Annotated in this window: 23 protein-coding genes; 4 read left to right on the top strand and 19 right to left on the bottom strand. The window is 54.3% G+C overall.

Going from position 1 to position 22,923, the window contains the following annotated elements; all coding sequences use genetic code 11:
* Positions 1–341: 341 nt before the first annotated feature.
* Complete coding sequence (gene asd / locus C1N58_RS19030; protein WP_033738171.1) at positions 342–1,451, bottom strand: aspartate-semialdehyde dehydrogenase; 1,110 nt, start codon at positions 1,449–1,451, stop codon at positions 342–344.
* 219 nt (positions 1,452–1,670) lie between these two features.
* Between asd and C1N58_RS19025 the strand changes: the two genes are divergently transcribed.
* Positions 1,671–2,264, top strand: coding sequence for a YhgN family NAAT transporter (locus C1N58_RS19025; RefSeq protein WP_006121032.1), 594 nt, complete (start codon positions 1,671–1,673; stop codon positions 2,262–2,264).
* A gap of 42 nt (positions 2,265–2,306) precedes the next feature.
* On the opposite strand, the gene gntU is transcribed toward C1N58_RS19025, so the two are convergent.
* The 4 genes from gntU to C1N58_RS19005 all read right to left on the bottom strand — a co-directional run bounded on the left by gntU (position 2,307) and on the right by C1N58_RS19005 (position 6,115).
* The gene (gntU, locus tag C1N58_RS19020; RefSeq protein WP_394564413.1) at positions 2,307–3,647 is read right to left on the bottom strand and encodes a gluconate transporter; all 1,341 of its coding nucleotides are present in this window, start codon (positions 3,645–3,647) and stop codon (positions 2,307–2,309) included.
* 3 nt (positions 3,648–3,650) lie between these two features.
* The gene (gene gntK / locus C1N58_RS19015; RefSeq protein WP_006121033.1) at positions 3,651–4,187 is read right to left on the bottom strand and encodes a gluconokinase; all 537 of its coding nucleotides are present in this window, start codon (positions 4,185–4,187) and stop codon (positions 3,651–3,653) included.
* 136 nt (positions 4,188–4,323) lie between these two features.
* The gene (gene gntR / locus C1N58_RS19010) at positions 4,324–5,319 is read right to left on the bottom strand and encodes a gluconate operon transcriptional repressor GntR (protein WP_006121034.1); all 996 of its coding nucleotides are present in this window, start codon (positions 5,317–5,319) and stop codon (positions 4,324–4,326) included.
* Positions 5,320–5,419: 100 nt separating this feature from the next.
* Positions 5,420–6,115 carry a pirin family protein gene (locus C1N58_RS19005; RefSeq protein ID WP_394564412.1) on the bottom strand — a complete coding sequence of 232 codons (696 nt, stop codon included), beginning with the start codon at positions 6,113–6,115 and terminating at the stop codon, positions 5,420–5,422.
* 358 nt (positions 6,116–6,473) lie between these two features.
* On the opposite strand from C1N58_RS19005, the gene C1N58_RS19000 reads away from it, so the two are divergent.
* A complete protein-coding gene (locus C1N58_RS19000) occupies positions 6,474–6,968 on the top strand; it encodes a GNAT family N-acetyltransferase (RefSeq protein ID WP_054686879.1) in 495 nt (164 codons plus the stop codon).
* Positions 6,969–7,001: 33 nt separating this feature from the next.
* On the opposite strand, the gene ggt is transcribed toward C1N58_RS19000, so the two are convergent.
* Positions 7,002–8,747 (bottom strand): gamma-glutamyltransferase, encoded by a 1,746-nt coding sequence (gene ggt, locus C1N58_RS18995; protein ID WP_369974390.1) that lies wholly within the window; start codon positions 8,745–8,747, stop codon positions 7,002–7,004.
* A 207-nt stretch (positions 8,748–8,954) separates the two neighbouring features.
* On the opposite strand from ggt, the gene C1N58_RS18990 reads away from it, so the two are divergent.
* Positions 8,955–9,242 (top strand): DUF2756 domain-containing protein, encoded by a 288-nt coding sequence (locus tag C1N58_RS18990; RefSeq protein WP_033738183.1) that lies wholly within the window; start codon positions 8,955–8,957, stop codon positions 9,240–9,242.
* Here C1N58_RS18990 and ugpQ read toward each other — a convergent pair.
* The 10 genes from ugpQ to C1N58_RS18940 all read right to left on the bottom strand — a co-directional run bounded on the left by ugpQ (position 9,239) and on the right by C1N58_RS18940 (position 19,361).
* Positions 9,239–9,982 carry a glycerophosphodiester phosphodiesterase gene (ugpQ, locus tag C1N58_RS18985; protein ID WP_054686875.1) on the bottom strand — a complete coding sequence of 248 codons (744 nt, stop codon included), beginning with the start codon at positions 9,980–9,982 and terminating at the stop codon, positions 9,239–9,241. The two genes, C1N58_RS18990 and ugpQ, sit on opposite strands and share 4 nt — an antisense overlap.
* Positions 9,979–11,052, bottom strand: coding sequence for a sn-glycerol-3-phosphate import ATP-binding protein UgpC (locus C1N58_RS18980; RefSeq protein WP_033738186.1), 1,074 nt, complete (start codon positions 11,050–11,052; stop codon positions 9,979–9,981). The genes ugpQ and C1N58_RS18980 overlap by 4 nt, the downstream gene beginning before the upstream one ends.
* 2 nt (positions 11,053–11,054) lie before the next feature.
* Entirely contained in the window at positions 11,055–11,900 is an 846-nt protein-coding gene (gene ugpE / locus C1N58_RS18975) for a sn-glycerol-3-phosphate ABC transporter permease UgpE (RefSeq protein WP_006121040.1), read from the bottom strand.
* Positions 11,897–12,784 (bottom strand): sn-glycerol-3-phosphate ABC transporter permease UgpA, encoded by an 888-nt coding sequence (gene ugpA, locus C1N58_RS18970; RefSeq protein ID WP_006121041.1) that lies wholly within the window; start codon positions 12,782–12,784, stop codon positions 11,897–11,899. The genes ugpE and ugpA overlap by 4 nt, the downstream gene beginning before the upstream one ends.
* A 55-nt stretch (positions 12,785–12,839) precedes the next feature.
* Positions 12,840–14,156, bottom strand: a complete 1,317-nt coding sequence (gene ugpB, locus C1N58_RS18965; protein ID WP_033738192.1) for a sn-glycerol-3-phosphate ABC transporter substrate-binding protein UgpB — start codon at positions 14,154–14,156, stop codon at positions 12,840–12,842.
* A 284-nt stretch (positions 14,157–14,440) separates the two neighbouring features.
* A complete protein-coding gene (gene livF, locus C1N58_RS18960; protein WP_394564411.1) occupies positions 14,441–15,148 on the bottom strand; it encodes a high-affinity branched-chain amino acid ABC transporter ATP-binding protein LivF in 708 nt (235 codons plus the stop codon).
* Position 15,149: 1 nt separating this feature from the next.
* Complete coding sequence (livG, locus tag C1N58_RS18955) at positions 15,150–15,917, bottom strand: high-affinity branched-chain amino acid ABC transporter ATP-binding protein LivG (protein ID WP_006121046.1); 768 nt, start codon at positions 15,915–15,917, stop codon at positions 15,150–15,152.
* On the bottom strand, positions 15,914–17,185 hold the full coding sequence (locus tag C1N58_RS18950; protein WP_054686873.1) for a high-affinity branched-chain amino acid ABC transporter permease LivM: 1,272 nt from the start codon (positions 17,183–17,185) through the stop codon (positions 15,914–15,916). Before C1N58_RS18950 ends, livG begins: the two co-directional genes overlap by 4 nt.
* A complete protein-coding gene (gene livH / locus C1N58_RS18945) occupies positions 17,182–18,108 on the bottom strand; it encodes a high-affinity branched-chain amino acid ABC transporter permease LivH (RefSeq protein WP_033738195.1) in 927 nt (308 codons plus the stop codon). Before livH ends, C1N58_RS18950 begins: the two co-directional genes overlap by 4 nt.
* 128 nt (positions 18,109–18,236) lie before the next feature.
* Complete coding sequence (locus C1N58_RS18940) at positions 18,237–19,361, bottom strand: branched-chain amino acid ABC transporter substrate-binding protein (protein WP_006121049.1); 1,125 nt, start codon at positions 19,359–19,361, stop codon at positions 18,237–18,239.
* 401 nt (positions 19,362–19,762) lie between these two features.
* Between C1N58_RS18940 and panM the strand changes: the two genes are divergently transcribed.
* The gene (panM, locus tag C1N58_RS18935) at positions 19,763–20,149 is read left to right on the top strand and encodes an aspartate 1-decarboxylase autocleavage activator PanM (protein WP_058701437.1); all 387 of its coding nucleotides are present in this window, start codon (positions 19,763–19,765) and stop codon (positions 20,147–20,149) included.
* A gap of 43 nt (positions 20,150–20,192) precedes the next feature.
* On the opposite strand, the gene rpoH is transcribed toward panM, so the two are convergent.
* From rpoH to ftsE, 3 genes are all read right to left on the bottom strand, one after another.
* Positions 20,193–21,050 carry an RNA polymerase sigma factor RpoH gene (gene rpoH, locus C1N58_RS18930; protein WP_006121051.1) on the bottom strand — a complete coding sequence of 286 codons (858 nt, stop codon included), beginning with the start codon at positions 21,048–21,050 and terminating at the stop codon, positions 20,193–20,195.
* 230 nt (positions 21,051–21,280) lie between these two features.
* Positions 21,281–22,264, bottom strand: a complete 984-nt coding sequence (ftsX, locus tag C1N58_RS18925; RefSeq protein WP_394564410.1) for a permease-like cell division protein FtsX — start codon at positions 22,262–22,264, stop codon at positions 21,281–21,283.
* Positions 22,254–22,922, bottom strand: a complete 669-nt coding sequence (ftsE, locus tag C1N58_RS18920) for a cell division ATP-binding protein FtsE (protein ID WP_006121054.1) — start codon at positions 22,920–22,922, stop codon at positions 22,254–22,256. The genes ftsX and ftsE overlap by 11 nt, the downstream gene beginning before the upstream one ends.
* Position 22,923 lies beyond the last annotated feature (1 nt).

The following is a 22,923-nucleotide window of genomic DNA, read 5'->3' as shown; positions in this document are numbered from 1 at the left end:
ACGGACAACTGCCGAGTGTGCGTTAACAGTGTGACAGGATGCTGCTCACACGCCGGAACCACGCGCCTTTTGAAAAAAGACGCGGCCAGCTTGCACCGAAAAAAGTCTGTCTTTACCAGCCACAACAACCAGTTAGTGAATACATTAAAACAGCCCGTCTGTTACACGCCTATGTTAAATCATAGCTTGGCGGCGAGCGTTGACAGAGCAGATCAGCAAAAATTTATTTCTGGACAGGCAAAAAGGGGAAGCGGATCACTTAGTGATAGTAACGGTAGAACAGTTTGCAGGGATTTGTAGAAAAAAGACCGGAAAAACCCGGTCTTTTTCGTCTTTCAGATTTAGTCGATCAACAGACGTAACATGCGGCGCAACGGCTCAGCCGCACCCCACAGTAGCTGATCGCCCACGGTAAAGGCCGAGAGGTATTCTGGTCCCATATTCAGTTTGCGCAGACGGCCGACCGGCGTGTTCAGCGTCCCCGTTACCGCCGCAGGCGTCAGTTCACGCATAGTGATTTCACGATCGTTAGGCACGACTTTTACCCATTCATTATGGGACGCCAGCAGTTGCTCAATCTCGGCCAGCGGCAGATCTTTTTTAAGTTTCAGCGTGAAAGCCTGACTGTGACAGCGCAGCGCACCGACACGGACGCAAAGTCCATCGACAGGAATGACGCGCGGGGTCGCCAGAATCTTGTTAGTCTCAGCCTGTCCTTTCCACTCTTCGCGGCTTTGGCCATTATCAAGCTGCTTGTCGATCCACGGAATCAGGCTGCCCGCTAACGGCACGCCGAAATTATCCGTCGGCAACGTGCCAGAGCGCGTGAAATCCGTCACGCTACGTTCGATATCCAGAATGGCAGAGGCAGGATTTTGCAACGAGGTCGCCACGTGATCGTGCAGCATGCCCATCTGTGTGAGCAGCTCGCGCATGTGACGGGCACCGCCCCCGGACGCAGCCTGATACGTAGCCACGGAAACCCATTCAACCAAATCATGTGCGAACAGGCCGCCCAGTGACATCAACATCAGACTCACCGTACAGTTGCCGCCAACAAAAGTTTTGATGCCGCTGTCGATGCCCTGACGAATAACCTGATGGTTAACCGGATCCAGGATAATAATGGCATCGTCTTTCATGCGCAGCGTGGACGCCGCATCAATCCAGTAGCCATTCCAGCCACTGGCACGCAATTTCGGATACACCTCAGAGGTATAGTCGCCGCCCTGGCAAGTAATGATGATATCCAGCGCCTTCAACGCGTCAATATCAAAGGCGTCCTGCAATGTTCCCTGCTGTTTGCCCGCAAACGTCGGGGCCGCTTCACCATGTTGTGAAGTGGAGAAGAAGACCGGATTGATTACATCAAAATCACGTTCTTCACTCATGCGGGACATCAGCACTGAACCCACCATACCGCGCCAACCCACTAAACCTACATTCTTCATGTCATATCCGTTTCAGGGTGATAAACACCTGACTTTCTCATCGAAGGGAAAAGTGTCGTGGTACTTTCACGCCACTCTGCGTAATAATCAACGTTGCCTGTGATGATTAACTCTACAAAATGCAGATTTTCTGGCAAGTGAATTAATGTAATCGGGCCAACTTTTTCAGCAGCCCTGCTAATAACCCGGCTTTATCTATAACGAGAAGATGTTAAACGAATGACTGAAATGATCTCAGCAACAATATTATTGTTGTTAATAATGGATCCGTTGGGCAATTTGCCGATTTTTATGTCGGTTTTAAAGCATCTGGAACCCAAACGTCGGCGCGTCGTGCTTATTCGCGAAATGCTGATTGCCCTTATCATCATGTTGTTGTTTTTATTCACGGGCGAACGCATTCTGGCCTTCCTTAATCTGCGTACCGAAACCGTCTCCATTTCCGGTGGCGTTATTCTGTTTTTAATCGCTATTAAGATGATTTTCCCCTCGCCGGAAAGCAGCAGTACCGGGTTACCGGCGGGCGAAGAACCCTTTCTGGTGCCGCTGGCCATCCCACTGGTGGCGGGGCCTTCACTGCTGGCGACACTGATGCTGTTATCCCACCAGTATCCAAACCAGATGTCGCACCTGGTTGGAGCCTTACTCATCGCCTGGGGCGTAACGGTGATGATCCTGCTGTTATCGGGCCTGTTTCTGCGTCTGCTGGGGGACAAAGGCGTTAACGCACTGGAACGCCTGATGGGATTGATCCTGATTATGCTGGCGACGCAGATGTTTTTAGACGGGATTCGTGTGTATCTGAAGCTATAGCTGTCGGCGTTAACCCGGGCAGCGTTGCCCGGGTTAAATCGCTCAGGTGAGCAGGGTAAAGGCGATCATCCCGACCACCGCGCCCACGGTACCTAAAATGGTTTCCATCAGCGTCCATGTCTTGAGCGTTTCACCTTCGGTCGCGCCGGTGAAGCGGCCAAACAACCAGAAGCCCGCATCATTAACATGGCTGATAATAATGGAACCGCCGCCGATGCAGATGGACAAGGCTGCCAGCTGTGCGCCGGAGTAATGCAACGGTTCTATCACCGGCATGATCAAGCCCACCGTCGTCAGGCAGGCCACCGTCGCCGACCCCTGAATCACCCGGACCGCACCGGACAAAATAAAACAGGCCAGGGCAACCGGCAGCCCGGCACCGGTTAAGGCATTGCCCAGTACCGGCCCTACGCCAGAATCGACCAGCACCTGTTTAAAGACGCCGCCCGCCCCTATTACCAGCAAAATAATCCCCGCAGGCTGCAGCGCACTGCCACAAATCTGCATCACTTCTTCTTTATCCATGCCCTGACGGTACGCCAGGCCATAGATAGCGACCAGACAGGCCAGCAGAATCGCGATGAAGGGATGCCCGATGAATTCCAGCCACTCGTAAAGTGTAGAACCCTCAGCGGTAAAGCGTGCACCAATGGTTTTCAGTCCCACCAGCACAAGTGGAAACAGGATAAGCGCCAGGCTAAAGCCAAAAGAGGGCAGCTTGCCGGCATCAACGTCGGGCTGATGATCTTCCGGTGGTGCGCTGAACGTTACGCGCTTCGCGATAAAATTGCCAAACAACGGCCCGGCAATCAGCATGCCCGGCAGAGCGGCACACAGCCCAAGCAAAATCATCCAGCCGAAATCCGCATGCATTTGCGAAGCTAACAGCATGGGCGCAGGGCCCGGCAGCAAAAAGGCCGCCGCCGCCGCCACACCGGCAAATAAGGGAATAACCAGCCTGACCAGGTTATCCCCTGTCCGCCTGGCGACAGCGAATGCGATGCTAATCAGCAGCACTACGGCCACCTCAAAGAACAGCGGCAACGCGCAGATTAAGCCGGCAATGCCCATGGCAAAATGCGCCCGGCTCTCGCCAAAGGTTTTCAGCATGCGAATCGCAATCTGATCCACCGCCCCGGTTTCGTGCAGGATCTTGCCAAACATGGCACCCAGCGCCACGACGATGGCTAAGAAACCGAGCGTGCCGCCCATGCCTTTCTGCATCGTTTCCGCGATTTTATCCAGCGGCATGCCCGACAACAGACCAGCGCCTACAGAAACCAACATCAGGGCAAGAAAAGCATGCATCCGGGCTTTCATCACCAGAAAAAGCAGCAGCAGGACAGAGCCTGCTGCAGTCAAAATAAGTGTTGCGGTATTCATGGTCTAGCCTTGATTGATTGCATCCTTAATGGTTGCAACCGTTGCCGCTACAACCTCGTCCAGGGAGTGCGTGATATCGACAGCCAGCACATCCGTTTCATCCGCACCCGGCTCTTCCAGCGTCGCAAATTGTGTTACCAGCATTTGCGGCTTAAAGAAGTGCCCTTTGCGCGCTTTCAGACGCGATTCGATGGTGTCGAAATCCCCTTTCAGGTAGACAAAACGCAGGTTGTCGTTGCCCTGTCGAAGCATATCGCGGTAATGCTTTTTCAACGCTGAGCAGACGATGATCGAGATCGCCTGCGTACGTTGCATGGCGAACGCCGCGTCGTTCAATGCCTGTAACCATGGCAAACGGTCGTTATCGTCCAGCGGATGGCCTTCTGCCATCTTTAAGATATTGGCGCGGGGATGAAGAAAATCGCCATCGAGAAAAGCGGTGTTCAACTGGTGGGAGACCCGGTTTGCCACAACGGATTTGCCGCTGCCTGAAACACCCATCAAAATAAAAACGTGATGTGGCGTGGATTGCGTCGTCATTTTCTACTCCGGCAAGTCAATGTGCCATGTTACCGATAACAATGATGCTTATCATTCTCCTGGTGACATTACACTCTGGCAACCTTTTTACTGACTGAAGCCTTAAAGTGTGAGCTGACTCATAAATTTGCGCGAATCAGATACTGCCGCCTTCCACAATAGCAAATCCCATATCCAGCGGCTGGCTGGCCCGGTTTTCGCCGGCAATGCGCGCCAGTAACAACGCGGCCGATTCACGACCTATTTGGTCACGCGGCGTCAGAACCGTCGCCAGCGCAGGCGTCACCACCTGACTGATATCATGACCGTGAAAACCGGCAATAGCCATTTGGGAAGGCACCTGAAGCCCCTGACGCTGGCACTCAAACATCGCGCCCACCGCCAAATCGTCGTTGGTACAGAACAGGCTGTCCGTCTGAGGATAGCGTCGCTGCGCTTCGCGGAGCAATTCGCCACCGGCACTGAAAGAGGAGGCTTCTTCCATCATGACACTGCGCGGCGTTAATCCGGCTTCGCGCATGGCACTTTCATAACCCCGCTGCTTTTGCAGCGTGCGTTCATCCAGGCGCGCCCCCAGATAAACGGTATGACGGTGCCCTTTTTTCAGAATCGCCAGCGTCATTTGCCGGGCGGCTTCGACGTTGTCAAAGCCTACCGCCATATCCAGACAGGGCGTAACGCTGTCCATCATTTCAATCACCGGAATACCGGCCACCTCCAGCATGCGTAACGTCCCTGCTGTATGTGTGCGTTCGGTCAGAATCACGCCATCGATGTTCCAGCCAAGCAGCGACCGCAGCTGGCGCTCCTCTTTTTCCGGGTTATAACCAAAGTGTGCCACCAGCGTCTGGTAACCGGCTTCATCCGTCACCGCTTCGATTCCCCGCAGAACATCGGCGAACACCTGATTGGTCAGCGAGGGCAGCAACACGCCGATGGCGCGGCTGGTCGCGTTGGACAGCATATCGGGGGCGCGATTGGGGATGTAACCCAACTCATCCAGCGCAACGGCGATCTTCTCCCCCAGCGCAACCGACACCTGCTCAGGATTGCGCAGATAACGACTGACAGTCATTTTGGTGATACCGATACGATCGGCAACGTCCTGTAAAACCGGTCTTTTCTTCTTCATCGTAAGCGCCTGGATCTCGCTGAAAGCACATGACGACGAGTCTACCACTTTTTTACAGGCAGATTGCTAATGGGGCGAGACAGGCTCGCCCCCTTCAGGCTCAGACCGGCGGCAGGTCAAACAACAACACTTCGGCCGCGCTGTCGGCTTCAAGCGTCAGGCCAGTTTCGTCCCAAACGGCAAAGGCATCACTGTTTGACGCGGATTGCCCGTTCACCTTCACGTCGCCTTTGACAACCTGAATCCAGATACGGCGTCCCGCCTCAATGGTCACGCTGTCGCTTTCGCCTGCCGCAAATACCCAGCGCGATAGCGTCATGTCCTGCCAGACTTTGAGCGAACCGTCACGGGCATCCGGGGTGAGGATAAACTGGCGACCCTGCACATCCGGAAAGCGACGCTGATCGTAACGCGGCTCAATCCCCGTGCGCTCTGGAATGATCCAGATTTGGTAAAGATGCAGCGGTTCTGTTTTGCTGGCGTTGTATTCTGAATGACGTACGCCGGTACCTGCACTCATGATCTGGAACTCACCCGCGGGAATCTGTTCCTTGTTGCCCATGCTGTCCTGGTGTTCCACGGTACCAGACAGGACATAGGTCAAAATTTCCATGTCTTTATGCGGATGCGTACCAAATCCCTGGCCGGGATCGATCACATCTTCATTAATCACCCGCAGGGCTGAGAAGCCCATAAAATTTGCATCGTAATAGTTGGCAAACGAGAAGGTGTGCCAGCTGTCCAGCCAGCCATGATTAGCGTGGCCACGTTCTTTAGCTTTACGTAAATAGATCATGTTCAAATCTCCTCACTGTTTTTTATAGTTTGGTATCAGGTGAGAAAGATTGATAGCTGAAAAACTTCACCTCTCTGTTCAAAAATTATGAACCTCTGGCAAGGGGTTGTTGAACGGAACTGAAGGAAAGCAGGACGGGCGCGCAAAAAAAAGCCAGCACCCGGCTGGCTAAATAATACTGGAAGCAATGTGAGCAATGTCGTGCTTTCTGACGTCTCGACAACATCCAGAAGGCATGACAATAATAATCATTATCATTCTCGTCTGTAAAGCGCTTTTGTGTATTATTTCTGTTGACGCCTGACGTAAATCCCCTGATGTTTAAAGGGTTTACCACGCGCTCATAAGAATAACCGCCATGCCTTCAGTGATGATTCGCCATGCTGTCCCGGCTGATGCCCCCGCGTTAACTCGTCTTTACAGCCAGCCTGAAACCCAGGCCACGACCCTGCACCTGCCCTATCCCTCGCCCTCACTATGGGAGCAAAAACTGGCCAGTCCACGCGCCGGTGTGCATATGTTGGTAGCCTGTATTGATGAGCAGGTGGTCGGGCAACTCACGCTTGAAGGCGTTACGACAGCACGGCGGCGACACTGCGCCAGCATAGAGATGGGCGTTGATCCGGCGTTTCATCGACGCGGGGTGGGCAAAGCTTTGATGGCGGCAATGGTCGATCTTTGCGACAACTGGCTTCAGGTGACGCGCATTGAACTGACGGTCTTTGCTGACAATCACAAAGCAATCGCGCTGTACCAGCAGTTCGGTTTCCGAATTGAAGGCACCGCGCAGGGCTATGCGATACGCGAGGGGAACATGACAGATGCGCATTTTATGGCGCGTATCAGAGCATAACGAAACGGGCAGCAAGAAGGCTGCCCACCGATATCAATAACCGGCACTCAGATCGCCCACCGTGCGGGGATCAGAAGCTCCGTACAGCGTACCGTCAGGACCAATCATAATACTTTGTGTACTGCCCATGGCCGGTTGCACTTTAACGTGTTGTCCTTTCGCTTCGAGCAAGCGCAACGTATCCGGGCTGAAGCCCTTCTCAACCCGTAACTGATCGGGCAGCCACTGGTGATGGAAACGCGGCGCATTGGTCGCCTCTGCCACGTTCATGCCGTAATCAATGCTGTTCACGACCATTTGTAATACCGTGGTGATAATGCGACTGCCGCCCGGGCTACCGGTAACCAGCCAGGTTTTTCCGTCCTTCGCAACGATAGTCGGTGACATTGAGGATAACGGACGTTTTCCAGCCTGCACCGCGTTGGCTTCCCCGCCCACCAGCCCATATACATTCGGCGTGCCCGGTTTGGCCGAGAAATCATCCATCTGGTTGTTCATCAGAATGCCGCTGTTACCCGCTACGATGCCACTGCCGAAGTTAGTGTTTAAGGTGTAGGTGACCGCAACCGCATTGCCGCTTTTGTCCACCACAGAGAAGTGAGTGGTTTGATTACTTTCGTAAGGGGCCAGTTTACCGGGCTTAATATCACTGGATGGCCGTGCCTTCGCCAGATCGATTTGCTGTGCCAGCGATTTGGCATAGGCTTTGCTGGTCAGCGCCTGCCACGGGACTTTGACGAAGTCTGGATCGCCCAGATACTCTGAGCGATCCGCATAGGCATACTTCTCTGCTTCAGCCATGACCTGCATGGCGTCGGCGCTGCCAAAACCCATTTTTCCCAGATCGAAATTTTCCAGGATATTCAGGATCTGCACGATATGAATACCGCCCGATGAGGGTGGTGGCATCGAGAAGACCTCATAGCCCCGGTAAGTGCCGCTGATCGGCTTACGCTCCACCGCATGATAGGCCGCGAGATCGGCTTTCGTTATCAGACCGCCATGCTGGGCCATCTCGGCCGCAATCTGATCGGCAATCTTGCCTTTATAAAACGCATCCGGGCCTTGTTGTGCGATCAACTGCAGGCTGTGAGCCAGATTCTTTTGTACCAGACGTTCGCCTTTCAGCCAGGGCGTGCCATCCGGTTTGAAGAAAATAGCTTTACTGTTGGGATGGGCGAGCAGGACTTCCTTGCCATAGGTGTTAAGATCGTCCGCCAGCGCATCATTCACGATAAACCCGTCGCGCGCCAGTTTGATGGCAGGTGCCAGCAGTTTATTCAGCGGCAGCGTACCGTATTTGTTCACCGCCAGCGCAAAGCCAGCCACGGTGCCAGGCGTGCCTGAAGCCAGCGGTGACGTTAGAGAAAGCTTACTGTCGGCGTTGCCTTGCTTGTCCAGGAACATATCGCGCGTGGCCGCCGCCGGGGCCATTTCACGAAAATCGATCGCCGTGGTCTGTCCTGATGCCGTTCGCAACAGCATAAATCCACCGCCGCCCAGGTTGCCCGCCTGCGGATGCGTCACTGCCAGCGCGAAGCCAACCGCCACAGCGGCATCGACCGCGTTACCGCCCTGACGCAGGATATCCACGCCCACATTGGTGGCCAGCGCATCGACTGACGCTACCATGCCGTTATGGGCTTTGACCGGATGAAACGTATCACTGTCCACGCCATAGGAGACGGGCGGCGCCTGAACCGGGGCGGCATTTGCCCCCGTAACAACAGTAAAACTCATTAGTAATGACCAGCTCAGCTGGCGTAACCTGGCTTGCATCATCATTCCGTTCCCACCTTCACGGTTATTTACATTTCTTTATCCTTTATGTAACTGACTACAAACAAAGCCGAATATCAAGGATTAACACAAATTCAGTGCACTCCTGGAGCAGTAATCTGAACCAGCGCATAAACTTACGCTAACGACCACATGACCTGCTTCAGGCATGCACACACAGCACCGGTCGTTTACTGGAGGATTAAAATGAAAAAGTGGCTTATGGTTTTCGCCGCCCTGCTGCCGTTAACCGGCATGGCGAACATGCTGAACAGCACGAATGATCCCAACAAGCCTGGCTATAATCCCAGCCAGCAACGCATGCAGACCCAGATGCTTAACCAGTCGCAGCAACAGCAGACGAAGTTACAGCAGGACCAGCAGCGTCAGAATCAGGACGTACAGCGGAAGTTGCAGGAGCAGCGGGATAGTGCCCAGCAGCGCGTGATCAAATCGCAGCCGGGCCAGCAGCAGAACCAACAGAATATGAACTAGTGAAAATCGGGGCCAATGCTGTCGATGCTGTCGGTACAGATGGCATCGACGCCCCATTTCAGTAATGTCCTTGCCCGTTCCGGGCTGTTCACGGTATACACCAAAATACGCAGATCGGCCTCTTTCAGCTCAGCGACTCTGGCTTCAGTGAGGACCTTGTGATTCAGGTGAATTGAAGTGCAGTCCAGCGCCCGCGTCTTCTCCTGCCATGCGTTATCCCAGTGATGAGACAACAGGCCGCGCGGTAGTTGTGGTTCGGCCTGCATGGCCGCTTCCAGTGCCACAAAGGAGAACGAGGAGAGCAGAGGAAGAGGTTGCCCCTGCCACAGCGTGGCAGCGGCCTGCGCAATGGCGCGTCCGGTTTCGGCGTCGGTCCCTGTGGTCGGTTTAATTTCGATATTGGCCATCAAACCATGCTGACGGCAGCGTGCCGCGACCTCATCCAGTCGGGCCAGCTTTTCGCCCTGAAAGGCCGCGCTGAACCAACCGCCCGCATCAAGCTGCGACAGCTTGTCCCACGGGAGCTCGCCCGCAATGCCCCAGCCGTCGCTGGTGCGATCTAACGTATCGTCATGCAGCAGAAAAATGTGCGCATCTGCCGAGAGTTTGGCATCAAACTCAATCATCAGATGTCCGTATTTTACGCCAACGTCAATTGCAGCAAGGGTATTTTCAGGTGCCAGCTTGCCACCACCACGATGGGCGACAATGCGCGGATAGGGCCATTGCTTTTCACTCATTCCAGACGCTTCCCGTGACTTGAATCGAAGAAATGTAACGCCTCAACAGGCAGATGCAGCCACAGGGTGCTGCCTGCTTCCGGGCGCTCGCTATGGGGTAAGCGTACCACTAAACGTGCCTCACCGATGCGACCGTGTGCCAGATTGTCGGCACCCAGCATCTCAAGCGTCTCAACACGGAAGGGAATGCCGCCCTGCTGCTGGCTACTGAGTTGAACATGTTCGGGCCGGATACCAAGCACCACGGGGCGATTGGCCCATTTGGCTTTGCCCTCGCCCACCGGAATAGCGTGGGACGCATCAACCACAAAGCGCGCGCCATCTTCGCTGAAATTGCCCTGTATCAGACTCATCGCGGGGGAACCCATAAAGGAGGCCACAAACAGGCTGGCCGGGCGCTCGTAAACATCGACCGGCGTGCCAATCTGTTCCAGCACGCCTTTGTTCATCACCATCACGCGCTGGGCCAGCGTCATCGCTTCAACCTGATCGTGCGTCACATATAAGCTGGTCGTTTGCAGACGGCGATGCAGTTGCTGAAGCTCAAGGCGCATTTGTACGCGCAGGCGCGCATCCAGGTTAGAGAGCGGCTCGTCGAACAAAAACACGGCGGGTTCACGCACGATGGCACGCCCCATGGCCACGCGCTGGCGCTGTCCACCGGATAACTCACGTGGACGGCGCGTTAACAGATGATCCAGCTCCAGGCTCCGTGCCGCATCCAGCACGCGTTGGCGAATATGCTCTTTACTCATCCCACGAATTCTGAGGCCGTAAGCCATATTTTCTTCGACGGACATATGGGGATAAAGTGCATAGTTCTGGAACACCATGGCAATGCCGCGATCCTTGGGCTCCTCATGCGTGACGCGTTTATCCGCGATATAAATATCGCCGGACGTGACGCGCTCCAGTCCGGCCACCATGCGCAACAGCGTGGATTTGCCACAACCCGAAGGGCCTACCATCACCATAAACTCGCCGTCATTGATCGTGACGTTGAGCGGCTGGATGATTTGATTTTTACCGTCGTAAGATTTGGTCACCGCCTGAAGGGTTACGCCTGCCATCACTATTTCTCACTCTCAACCAGACCACGCACGAAGGCGCGCTGCATAACAAACACCACCACCACGGGTGGAATCAGGGTTAATAACATTGCGGCCATGACTTCGTTCCACTGCGTTGGCGAACCGCTGGTAGAGATCATGCTTTTAATCCCCGCCACGGCCGTGCCCAGGCTGGCGTTATCAATGATTAATAATGGCCAGAGGTACTGGTTCCAGCCATAGATAAACGTGATAACGAACAGCGCCGCCAGATTGGTTTTTGACAAGGGCAGCACGATGTCCCAGAAAAAACGCATCGCGCTGGCACCGTCAATGCGCGCGGCTTCAATGAGCTCATCCGGCAGCGACATAAAGAACTGCCGGAACAGGAAAGTGGCCGTCGCGGAGGCCATCAAGGGCAGTGTCAGGCCGCTGTAGCTGTCCAGCATGTTGAGATCGGCAATCACCTGCACCGTTGGGAAAATGCGCACTTCGACCGGCAGCATCAGGGTGATAAAGATCATCCAGAAGAACAGTGAGCGCAGGGGGAAGCGAAACCATACCAGGGCAAAAGCGGACAGAATCGACACCAGAATCTTACCGACGGTGATGCCCAGCGCCATGATAACGCTGTTCATCAACATCAGGCTAAAGGCCGGACCGTTGCCGTTCACGCCCTGCGTCCAGATATGCGAAATGTTTTCCCACAGGTGAGTACCGGGAATCAGCGTCATCGGGACGTTATAGACGGCGTCGTTATCCAGCGTGGCGGCCACAAAAGCCACATAGAGTGGAAACAGGATGGTCAGGATACCCAGCACCAGGACGACATGGCTGAAAATGTCCAGCCCGCGACGATTTTCAATCATTGATATTGCACCTTACGCTCGACGAAGCGGAACTGAATGACGGTCAGCGCGATAACCAACAGCATCAACACCACGGACTGCGCAGCAGATGAGGAGAGATCCAGACCGGTAAAGCCTTCACGATAAATCTTATAGATGAGCGTCGTCGTCGCCTGGACCGGGCCACCGCCTGTCGCGGCATCAATGACCGGGAACGTATCGAAGAAGGCATAAATCAGGTTGACCACCAGCAGGAAAAAACTCACCGGGGTAATCAACGGAAGCGAAATAGAGAAGAACCGACGCACCGGCCCTGCCCCATCAATGGCGGCGGCTTCGACCAGCGACTTTGGTATCGACTGTAACGCGGCAAAAAAGAACAGGAAGTTGTAGCTCATCTGCTGCCACACGGAGGCCAGCACCACCAGGAACATGGCCTGGCCGCTGTTCTGTGCGAAGTTCCAGTTATAGCCCATGTGGTTAAGCAGGTAGCTCAGCAACCCCAGTCCGGGACTGAACAGGAACATCCACAATACGGCCGCGATCACCGGTGCCACCGCATAAGGCAACAGCAGCAACATCTGATAGAGCTTGCGCAGGCGTACGACGTAGTCCACCAGCGCCGCCAGGAGCAATGAGGACACCATGCCAAAAAAGGCGACCATGCTGCTGAACTTGATGGTGGTCCAGAAGGTGTCCAGATAAAGCCCGTCGGAAAAGAGCCGTTCAAAGTTCGCCAGACCCACAAAGGTGCTGGAGATGCCGAAAGGATCCAGGTTTTGCAGTGAATACCACAACGCTTCACCCGCTGGCCAGACAAAGAAAATAGCGGTGATCAGGAGTTGCGGCAGCACCAGCAAATAGGGTAACAGGCGATTACGAAACACCGGGCGAGATGGAGACATAACGTTCTCTGACTTGGGTGAAAAAAGGCCAGCCGGAGCTGGCCTGCAGAACGGATTATTTATTCTGTTGCTCGAAACGACGCAGCAGCTCATTACCCCGCTTCACGGCGTTATCTAACGCAGCCTGCGGTGTCTGCTTGCCGGTCCAGACGCTTTCTAACTCTTCATCCAGGATGGTACGAATCTGCGGCATATTCCCCAGACGCATGCCTTTGGTGTAAGGCAACGGCGGCTTGTTCATCATCTGGCGAATCGCAATATCCGCACCTGGGTTTTTCTCGTAGAAGCCTTCTTTCTTCGTCAGCTCATACGCGGCGGTAGTAATAGGCAGGTAGCCCGTTTTCTGGTGCCATTCTGCGGCAATTTTTGGCTCGGTAAGGAACTTCATAAATTCCGCCGCACCTTTGTAGGTATTGGCATCTTTGCCTTTCATCACCCACAGGCTGGCACCGCCGATAATCGCGTTCTGCGGGGCATTCGGAATATCCGCATCGTAAGGCATCATGCCGACGCCGTAATGGAATTTGGCGTAATGGCGGATATCGGCCAGTGAACCTGACGAGGCCGTGGTCATGCCACAGTCACCGTTATAGAACTTCGCAGTGGATTCATCTTTACGACCAAAATAGGTGAAATCACCTTTCTTGTTCATGTCTTCCAGCAACTGGATATGGCGAACCTGCGCCGGTTTATTGAATTCCAGTACCGCATCGGTGCCGTCGAATCCGTTATTTTTGGTGGCCACCGGCAAACCGTTCCAGGCGCTGAAGTTCTCAATCTGAATCCAGCCCTGCCAGCCGCTGGCATAGCCACAGCTCATGCCTGATTTACGCAGTGCATCGGCATCTTTTGCCAGTTCCTGCCAGGTTTTGGGTGGCTGATCCGGGTTTAAACCGGCTTTTTTAAACGCATCTTTGTTGTAGTACAGCACAGGCGTGGAGCTGTTGAACGGTTGCGAGATCAGCTGGCCTTTTGAATTGCTGTAGTAAGCCGCGACCGCAGGAACAAACTGCTTCTCGTCCATTGAAATGCCCGCGTCTTTAAAGACCTGATAAACAGGCACAATGGCTTTAGAGGCCATCATGGTGGCGGTGCCCACTTCGTAAACCTGCAACAGCGCGGGCGCTTTTCCGGTGCGGACCGCAGCGATACCTGCCGCCAGACTTTGTTCGTAGTTCCCTTTGTACACAGGGACGATTTTGTAGTCAGGGTGTTCCTGGTTAAAACGTTGTGCCAGTGAGTCAACTTCTTTGCCTAACTCGCCTTCCATTGAGTGCCAGAAAGGGATCTCAGTGACGGCCAGTGCATTACCACTGATCGCCAGACCGAGCAGGGCGCTCATCAGGCTACGACGAAAAGTAACAACGGACATAGGATTTTCCTGTTCAGGTAGGTACGCGCGCTATCACGCATTTTTTGCTCGCGAAGTAACATGACATGTGGAAATGACGGAAAAATAACAGTCAGATGACGGAAAAATGACGACATAATGTCAGGATATGACAGTGATAAGCGCGTTTAATGGACCGGAAAGCGCCGGGCTGAACCGCGCTGCTGAAGCAGGGATAAGTATGTGCCGTAAGGGAAAGAAAATTCGCCGGGTGACAGCCCGGCACAGAGCCTGCAGTCACCCGGCATAGATGATGGCGGAGAAACCTAGGCGCCCAGATAGGCGCTGCGCACGGCTTCATTCGACAGCAGTGCCGCACCGCTGTCCTCCAGCACGACATGACCATTTTCCAGTACGTAGCCCCGATCGGCCAGCTTCAGCGCCTGGTTCGCGTTCTGTTCAACCAGGAAAATCGTCATACCTTCGCTGCGCAGTTGCTCAATCGTGTCAAAAATCTGCTGGATAATAATCGGCGCCAGACCCAGAGAAGGCTCATCAAGTAACAACAGGCGCGGCTGACTCATCAACGCGCGACCAATAGCGAGCATTTGCTGTTCACCGCCCGACATGGTGCCCGCACGCTGCACCTTACGCTCTGCCAGACGTGGAAACAGGGTGTAAACGCGCTCGATGCGCGCCAGATACTCCGGACGACTGGCAAAAAAACCGCCCATGGCCAGGTTCTCTTCCACCGTCATGCGTGAGAACACGCGGCGACCTTCGGGCACGATGGCAATCGCCTCACGCATAATGCGCGCCGTTTGCCAGTCGGTAATGGTTTTGCCGTCAAACTTGATCGTACCGCTGGTGGCGCGCGGCTCGCCGCATAATGTGCCCAGCAAAGTGGTTTTGCCTGCACCGTTTGCGCCGATCAGGGTGACGATTTCGCCCTGATCGATATGCAAACTGACATTATGCAGCGCCTGAATTTTGCCATAGTGCGCACTGACGTTATCAATGGTTAACATGGCCATATTACGCCTCTCCTAAATAGGCACGGATCACATCCGGATTATTACGAATCTCTTCCGGCGTGCCGTTCGCCAGTGGCGTGCCCTGATTCACCACATAAATACGGTCAGAAATGCCCATTACCAGCTTCATATCGTGCTCAATCAACAAAACGGATACCTTATGCTCGCCTCGTAACTCGGCGATCAGCGCATCCAGCTCATGCGTCTCTTTCGGGTTAAGTCCGGCTGCCGGTTCATCCAGCATTAAAATCTCCGGCCGCGTCACCATGCAGCGGGCGATCTCCAGTCGGCGCTGCTGACCGTAAGCCAGGTTACCGGCCTGGCGATTCGCCATATCGAGTAAGCCAACCCGCTCAAGCCAGGTGGCAGCGCGATCCAGCGCCTCGCCTTCACTGCGGCGAAAAGCCGGGGTTTTCAGTAGCCCCGCAAACACGCCACTTTTCAGGTGCTGGTGCTGGGCGACTAACAGGTTTTCAATCACCGTCATTTCGCGGAATAAACGGACGTGCTGGAAGGTCCGCACGATCCCCATACGGGCGATCTTCTGTCCGGGCAGGCCAGTCAGGTTCTTGTCGCGTAAGGTGATACTGCCGCCCGTTGGCTTATAAAAGCCGGTCAGGCAGTTAAACACGGTGGTTTTACCCGCACCGTTTGGACCAATAAGCGACACAATTTCCTGGGGGCGCAATTCCAGTTTAACGTTGTTCACGGCTAACAGACCGCCGAAGCGCATCATCAGGCCTTCAACGGCTAATAAAGGCTGACTCATGCCTGTTCTCCTTGTTTACCCTGACGCAGTTTCAGGTGCGGTCGTTTCATCGGCAGTAAGCCTTGCGGACGCCAAATCATCATCAGCACCATCAGCGCCCCCAATACCAGCATGCTGTATTCGTTGAGGTCGCGCATCAGCTCACGCGAAACCACCAGCAAAATGGCGGCCAGAATAACGGCAAACTGCGAGCCCATTCCGCCCAACACCACGATAGCCAGAACAAAAGCGGACTCGACAAAGGTAAAGGACTCCGGACTGACAAAGCCCTGGCGAGCGGCAAACAGCGTTCCCGCGAAGCCAGCAAAGACGGCGCTGATAGTAAACGCGGTCAGCTTAATGCGGGTCGGGCTCAAGCCCAGCGAACGACAGGCGATCTCATCTTCACGTAACGCTTCCCATGCCCGACCCAGCGGCATGCGCAGCAGGCGGTTGATCACAAACAGCGTCAGCACCACCAGCAACAACGCCACCAGATAGAGGAATATCACCCGGTCGTTAGGATCGTACTTCATGCCAAAGACATCGTGAAACGTGCCCCATCCCCCCTCGCTGACGCGACGGCCAAACTCCAGGCCAAAAAAGGTGGGCTTAGGAATCTGAGCAATCCCATTCGGACCGCCGGTGATTGCCGTGTTATTGAGCAGCAGAATACGGACGATTTCGCCGAAGCCGAGCGTAACAATAGCCAGATAGTCACCGCGTAAGCGCAGCACCGGGAAACCGAGCATCAGGCCAAATGCGCCCGCCACCAGGCCCGCCAGCGGCAGGCTTTGCCAGAAACCAAAACCATAGTAATGATTAAGCAGCGCGAAGGTATACGCGCCAATGGCATAGAAACCACCGTAGCCCAGTACCAGCAGACCCGACAGCCCTACGACCACGTTTAGTCCCAGCCCCAGCATGATGTAGATCAGTGTCAGGGTGGCAATATCGACGCTGCCGCGTGTAACCAGGAACGGCCAGATAACCGCCGCGGCGATCATCAAGCCCATAATGGCTTTTTGCTTTGGCGTTGAGCCGTCGAAGCCCGGCAACACCAGGCCACCACCGCTACGTGTCAGCTTGCCCTGAAACAGCGGACGTAGCAGTTGAAACAAAAACACAACGGCACAACCGATGAATATCCAGTTCCAGCGCACGCTGCCGGCATTCACTATCTGTAGCTGCGTACCATTCAGATCGAGGCGCATCCCCATAAAGAAGGCCGCCAGCACCAGCAGCATGGCCGCTGAAACAATCGCATTGACCAGACCAAGGCGTTTCATACTTTCTCCACCTCCGGGCGGCCCAGAATACCGGTAGGCATGACCAGCAGCACCACAATCAGTAAGGCAAACGACACCACATCTTTGTATTCGGTGGAGAGATAAGCCGAGGTCAGCGCTTCGGCAATGCCCAGCACCAGCCCGCCAATCATCGCGCCGGGAATACTGCCGATACCGCCCAGGACCGCCGCAGTAAAGGCTTTCATCCCCGCCATAAAGCCGATAAACGGGTTAATCGAGCCATAAAACTGCCCCAAGAGCACGCCCGCAACCGCCGCCATCGCCGCACCAATCACAAAGGTCAGCGAGATCACCCGGTCAGTATTAATGCCCAGCAGGCTGGCCATTTTGAGGTCTTCCGCACAGGCGCGGCAGGCGCGTCCCATGCGGGAATAACGGATAAACAGGGTCAGGGCCAGCATTGCCAGGAACGTGACCACCCAAATCACGATCTGCATCGTCGACAGCGTGGCGGCAAAGCCGTTGCTTTCGCCCAGCGTCCACTGGCCGGTGATTAAGCTCGGCAGGGCAAGGTCACGTGAACCCTGCGTCAGGCTGACGTAGTTTTGCAGAAAGATGGACATTCCGATGGCGGAAATCAACGCAATCAGACGCTTGGATGCCCGTACGGGACGATAAGCCACCCGTTCGATGCTCCAGCCATAGGCACTGGAGATGATAACGGCCATAACAAAACCGGCGGCAATCATGAGCCAGCCGGTATCAATACCCATCATCATCAGGGCTGCAATAACCATAAAAGAGACATAGCTGCCGATCATATAGACTTCGCCATGGGCGAAGTTGATCATGCCGATAATGCCGTAAACCATGGTGTAACCGATGGCGATCAGCGCGTAGGTGCTCCCCAGAGTCACCCCGTTGAACATCTGCTGAATAAAATAGAGAAACTGCTCGGACATAGTGAGGACCTGCTCAGAAACCAGAAAACCCCTCTCCTGCTGCCAGAAGAGGGTTAGTCAGGCGATGGCGCGTCAGTCACGCCTTCTCCTGCTTCCCCGCTGTCGTACGACGGGGAAGAATCAGTGCCTTATTTAACTGCGGTAGACGAACCGTCTTTGTGCCATTTGAAGACGCCAAACTCGAAGCCTTTCAAATCGCCTTTCTGATCCCAGCTCAGGTCGCCCATCACTGTCGGAACCGGTGCGCCGGTTTTCAGGTTCTTCGCTATCGCATCCGGCTCATCGCTCTTACTGCGCTCCATGCCGGTCACCAGAGACTGGATAGCCGCATAGGTTGTCCAGACAAACGGGCCGGTAGGATCTTTACGGTTAGACGCGCTATTCGCTTTGATGGCGTCCACGATGGCCTTGTTCTGAGGCAGCTGGTCGTAACGTTTTGGCAGGGTTACGTAGAGCCCTTCTGAGGCGTCGCCCGCAATGTTAGACAGCGAGGCGTTGCCCACACCTTCTGGCCCCATAAAGCCTGCTTTCAGTCCTGCCGCTTTTGCCTGACGCAGAATCTGGCCCAGCTCCGGGTAATAACCACCGTAATAAACAAAGTCGACGTTTTCTTTCTTCAGTCGCGCAATCAGCGTTGAGAAATCTTTATCGCCCGCGGTGATCCCTTCAAACATCACCACGTTGCCGCCTTTCGCTTTCAGGGTTTTCTGTACCGATTCTGCCAGACCCTGGCCGTATTGCTGCTTGTCGTGCACCACAGCAATGCGTTTTGGCTTGATGACATCCAGAATGTAGTTCGCCGCAGTTGGACCCTGATCAGAATCCAGACCGGTCGTACGCATCACATCGGCATAGCCGCGTGCAGTCAGTTCTGGCGCGGTAGCCGCAGGCGTAATCATCAGCACGCCTTCATCGTTATAGATATCTGATGCAGGCTGCGTAGAGGAGGAGCACAGGTGACCGATAACATATTTAATACCGTCATTGATGACCTTGTTAGCCACCGCAACCGCCTGTTTCGGGTCACAGGCATCGTCATATTCGACACCGACCAGTTTGTCGCCGTTTACGCCACCTTTGGCATTGATGTCTTTAATCGCCTGTGCGGCGCCGGTAAATTCCATATCACCATATTGCGCGACCGGGCCAGTAGCGGCACCTACGATAGCGATCTTAATGTCTTTCGCCATTGCCGCATGGCTCATCGCCAATGCAATGCATCCTGCCAGTAACGCGCGACCTGTCATTTTCATGCGAACTACCCCATCAGTTATGTCGTGTTTGTTGTGAGTGGTTTTATTTTGGCCAGATAAAGGGGAAAACTGATTTAACAATAAGGAGTTAGCACGCTTTTCTGGCTTTTATTAATAATAAGGCTTTATATTTCAGTCTATTAAACAGGAAGTTTATTCTGTAAAGCAACTGACATATTCATGATTCGCGGCCAAAAGCAGCATAATCAACTGGATGCAATGCGCGGCTTTTGTTCACCAGGCCAGCGCGTTATGCTGGCTTTAAATGCTGACTACCTGTTTATAACTATTATCCTGGCACTCTGTCGCTGTTTTGACCTGTTTTATTGCGTAAAATGTGCCGGGGTTCTGATTACGGGAATTGACTACACTTTCGGCTTTTACACGGACAGGTGTTTGTTATGAAGCTTACTATTTTGCGGTTGACCTCTCTAACGCAGCAGGATCGGATCGATCTGGAGAAAATCTGGCCTGAGAGGGATTTGGCCACGCTGGAAAACGCGTTAAATGAAAATCACCGCCTTTATGTCGCACGCTTCAACGACCGTTTGCTGGCGGCGTTACAGTTAGAGATAGCCGGTATCCACGGTAAAGTGCATCATCTGACCGTCAGAGATGTCACGCGACGTCGCGGTGTCGGGCAATATTTGCTGGAAGACACGATGAAGCAGAACCCATCGCTGGAGGACTGGTGGATTGCTGATGACGGTAGCGAAGATCAACGCGTTCGGGCGGCGTTTATGCAGGCCTGCGGATTTCGTGCGCAGGTTGATGGCTGGGTAAAATAAATCGCGGGCAATAAAAAGGGCGACCTGAGGTCGCCCTGTCTCGTCAGGCTTCGATAGCCATTCGGAGTTTTTTCATCGCGTTCTTCTCAAGCTGTCGGACACGCTCAGCAGAAACACCGTATTGATCGGCCAGTTCCTGCAGGGTGGTTTTGTTGTCTTCGTCCAGCCAGCGGGCACGGATAATATGCTGGCTGCGCTCGTCCAGCCCTTCCATTGCATAAGTCAGCTTATCGGCTGCATGCGATTCCCAGTTGTCCTCTTCGATGCCGTCCGCAAAGTCAGAGGTTTTATCCTGGAGATACAGCACCGGCGCCATGGATTTTCCCTCGCCGCTTTCGTCGTCAGCGGACATATCGAAGGTCATATCCTGAGCCGCCATGCGCGATTCCATTTCTCGCACATCTTTGCTGCTCACGCCCAGCTCACGCGCCACCATCTCGACTTCATCCTGGTTAAACCAGCCCAGACGCTGCTTGGTTTTACGCAGGTTAAAGAACAGCTTGCGCTGTGCCTTAGTGGTCGCCACTTTCACGATGCGCCAGTTACGCAGCACATACTCGTGAATTTCTGCTTTGATCCAGTGAACGGCAAAGGACACCAGACGAACACCCACTTCAGGATTGAAGCGACGAACGGCTTTCATCAAGCCAATGTTACCTTCCTGGATCAGGTCAGCCTGAGGCAGGCCATAGCCAGAATAGTTACGAGCGATATGAACAACAAAGCGTAGGTGAGACAGGATCAGCGTCTTTGCCGCATCCAGATCGCCCTGGTAATGCAGCCGTTCAGCCAACGCTTTTTCCTCTTCTGCCGACAGCATCGGCCAGGTGTTGGCAGCCCGAACGTAAGATTCCAGGTTGCCCAGAGGAGCAATAGCTAAAGTTTGCATTTCTTTGGTCATTCAAACCCTCACAAAATCAGTGGAATTGCCGCATCTTTCCATAAGCGCACGTCACATTATGTCAACGTCGCAGGAAAACCAAAAGCAATCTGTGCTACTTAGAAAACAAAGTTATCCACAAGTTCAATTATAGCAGTGAATATTTTACACACAGATGACAGCAGGGCAACATCCTCTGCGCCCACTGTCGGCAGCAGAGGATGATTATAACAAAAAAATGTTGCAGCGCTTTACTGGGGCGTAAATCGACGTAAATGTTGTACGGTTGCCAGCCAGGCGGCAATCCAGCCGATAATGGCGGCGATGAGCAACAGCAGTAACGCCTCATCCCAGGAAAACCCTTCCAGAGAGAAGGTGGTGCCAAATACCGACGCCACCTGAGCCACAACAGACTGCAGGCGCAGCACCAGCACTTCAGACAGGATCAGGGAAAGTACCGCGCCACTAACCCCCAGTAACGCGCCACCATACAGGAACGGCCGCAGGATAAATCCATCCGTTGCCCCGATCAGCTTCTGAACGTTGATCGTATCGCGGCGGGCAAAAATACTCAGCCTGACGCTGTTACCAATCACGAGGAAGACCGCCACGATCATCAGGATACCGATCATCGACGCAATTTGACCGACCAGGCCGGTCAGCGCCGCCAGACGGGCAAACCAGCTGTCATCCATCCGTACCTCATCGACGCCCTGCACTTTCGCCACTCTGTCGCGTAACGTTTGCATGGTGTCCGAATTCTGGAAGTTGAGCTTTGGCGTAATAATAACGACAGCAGGCAGCGGATTCTGTTCCAGCATGTCCATCGCGCCGCCGAAGCCTGACCAGTTGCGGAATTCATTCAGGGCTTCTTCACGCGTCAGATAGTTAACGTGATCCACGCCCTCAACCTGTTTCAGTTGCGCGGTCACATTCTCAGCAGCCGTATCATCCAGCGTTTTTGAGAGATACACCGTCAGCTGCGGCGCGGGATACCACTGCGAAGCCGCCTGACTGACGTTTTTCCACACCATATAGCAGACGCTGGGCAGCGTCAGGGAAATCGCAATCACCATCACTGTCAGCAACGTCGCCAGCGGCTGACGCCACATATCTGACAGCGTACCGCGTAGCGCGTAGCGCCACTGTTCCTGCCAGCCACCGCGTAACGCTTTACTCTTTGACGGTTGCTTCGCCTTCGGGGCTGCCGCGCGTTTGTTGCGTTTATTGACCATCGTGGCCTCCGTGCAGGCGTCCTTTATTCAGCGTCATTACCCGATAATTGCGGCGACCAATAAGGGCAACATCATGCGTCGCCATCAAAACGGTCACACCTACGCGGTTAAATTCTTCAAACAGCCGCAGGATGTCTTCTGACAGCGCCTCATCCAGGTTACCCGTTGGTTCGTCAGCCAGCAGAACGGCGGGCTTATTCACGACGGCACGGGCAATACCGACACGTTGCTGTTCACCGCCGGAGAGCTGAATAGGAAAACTTTTCGCTTTGTCGAGCAGGCCCACTTTATCGAGCGCCGCCGAAACACGACGACGGATATCCTCGCCGCTGGCACCGGAGATGATCAACGGGATGGCCACATTGTCATAAACGCTACGATCCATCAGCAGATGGTGATCCTGAAAGATCATCCCGATCTGACGACGCAGGAACGGCACTTCGCTGTTACGTAGGCGCGAAATATCGTGTCCGCTAAACCAGATTTGCCCGGCGCTGGGGCGCTCAATGCCACAAATCAGCTTCAGCAACGTACTCTTACCTGCCCCGGAGTGGCCGGTCAAAAACGCCATTTCGCCAGGACGCAGATTAAAATCTACGCCCTGCAGCGCCTGACGTCCGCCGAGATATGCCTTACTGACCTCTTCAAAGCGAATCATC

Source organism: Pantoea sp. SGAir0180 (genome assembly GCF_043546245.1).
This window is presented reverse-complemented; position numbering and strand designations above follow the sequence as displayed.

What these genes read in the sequence shown, in the direction of transcription:
- asd (WP_033738171.1), bottom strand. Translation starts at nt 1,451, where the DNA reads ATGAAGAATGTAGGTTTAGTGGGTTGGCGCGGTATGGTGGGTTCAGTG.
- C1N58_RS19025 (WP_006121032.1), top strand. Translation starts at nt 1,671, where the DNA reads ATGACTGAAATGATCTCAGCAACAATATTATTGTTGTTAATAATGGAT.
- gntU (WP_394564413.1), bottom strand. Translation starts at nt 3,647, where the DNA reads ATGAATACCGCAACACTTATTTTGACTGCAGCAGGCTCTGTCCTGCTG.
- gntK (WP_006121033.1), bottom strand. Translation starts at nt 4,187, where the DNA reads ATGACGACGCAATCCACGCCACATCACGTTTTTATTTTGATGGGTGTT.
- gntR (WP_006121034.1), bottom strand. Translation starts at nt 5,319, where the DNA reads ATGAAGAAGAAAAGACCGGTTTTACAGGACGTTGCCGATCGTATCGGT.
- C1N58_RS19005 (WP_394564412.1), bottom strand. Translation starts at nt 6,115, where the DNA reads ATGATCTATTTACGTAAAGCTAAAGAACGTGGCCACGCTAATCATGGC.
- C1N58_RS19000 (WP_054686879.1), top strand. Translation starts at nt 6,474, where the DNA reads ATGCCTTCAGTGATGATTCGCCATGCTGTCCCGGCTGATGCCCCCGCG.
- ggt (WP_369974390.1), bottom strand. Translation starts at nt 8,747, where the DNA reads ATGCAAGCCAGGTTACGCCAGCTGAGCTGGTCATTACTAATGAGTTTT.
- C1N58_RS18990 (WP_033738183.1), top strand. Translation starts at nt 8,955, where the DNA reads ATGAAAAAGTGGCTTATGGTTTTCGCCGCCCTGCTGCCGTTAACCGGC.
- ugpQ (WP_054686875.1), bottom strand. Translation starts at nt 9,982, where the DNA reads ATGAGTGAAAAGCAATGGCCCTATCCGCGCATTGTCGCCCATCGTGGT.
- C1N58_RS18980 (WP_033738186.1), bottom strand. Translation starts at nt 11,052, where the DNA reads ATGGCAGGCGTAACCCTTCAGGCGGTGACCAAATCTTACGACGGTAAA.
- ugpE (WP_006121040.1), bottom strand. Translation starts at nt 11,900, where the DNA reads ATGATTGAAAATCGTCGCGGGCTGGACATTTTCAGCCATGTCGTCCTG.
- ugpA (WP_006121041.1), bottom strand. Translation starts at nt 12,784, where the DNA reads ATGTCTCCATCTCGCCCGGTGTTTCGTAATCGCCTGTTACCCTATTTG.
- ugpB (WP_033738192.1), bottom strand. Translation starts at nt 14,156, where the DNA reads ATGTCCGTTGTTACTTTTCGTCGTAGCCTGATGAGCGCCCTGCTCGGT.
- livF (WP_394564411.1), bottom strand. Translation starts at nt 15,148, where the DNA reads ATGGCCATGTTAACCATTGATAACGTCAGTGCGCACTATGGCAAAATT.
- livG (WP_006121046.1), bottom strand. Translation starts at nt 15,917, where the DNA reads ATGAGTCAGCCTTTATTAGCCGTTGAAGGCCTGATGATGCGCTTCGGC.
- C1N58_RS18950 (WP_054686873.1), bottom strand. Translation starts at nt 17,185, where the DNA reads ATGAAACGCCTTGGTCTGGTCAATGCGATTGTTTCAGCGGCCATGCTG.
- livH (WP_033738195.1), bottom strand. Translation starts at nt 18,108, where the DNA reads ATGTCCGAGCAGTTTCTCTATTTTATTCAGCAGATGTTCAACGGGGTG.
- C1N58_RS18940 (WP_006121049.1), bottom strand. Translation starts at nt 19,361, where the DNA reads ATGAAAATGACAGGTCGCGCGTTACTGGCAGGATGCATTGCATTGGCG.
- panM (WP_058701437.1), top strand. Translation starts at nt 19,763, where the DNA reads ATGAAGCTTACTATTTTGCGGTTGACCTCTCTAACGCAGCAGGATCGG.
- rpoH (WP_006121051.1), bottom strand. Translation starts at nt 21,050, where the DNA reads ATGACCAAAGAAATGCAAACTTTAGCTATTGCTCCTCTGGGCAACCTG.
- ftsX (WP_394564410.1), bottom strand. Translation starts at nt 22,264, where the DNA reads ATGGTCAATAAACGCAACAAACGCGCGGCAGCCCCGAAGGCGAAGCAA.
- ftsE (WP_006121054.1), bottom strand. Translation starts at nt 22,922, where the DNA reads ATGATTCGCTTTGAAGAGGTCAGTAAGGCATATCTCGGCGGACGTCAG.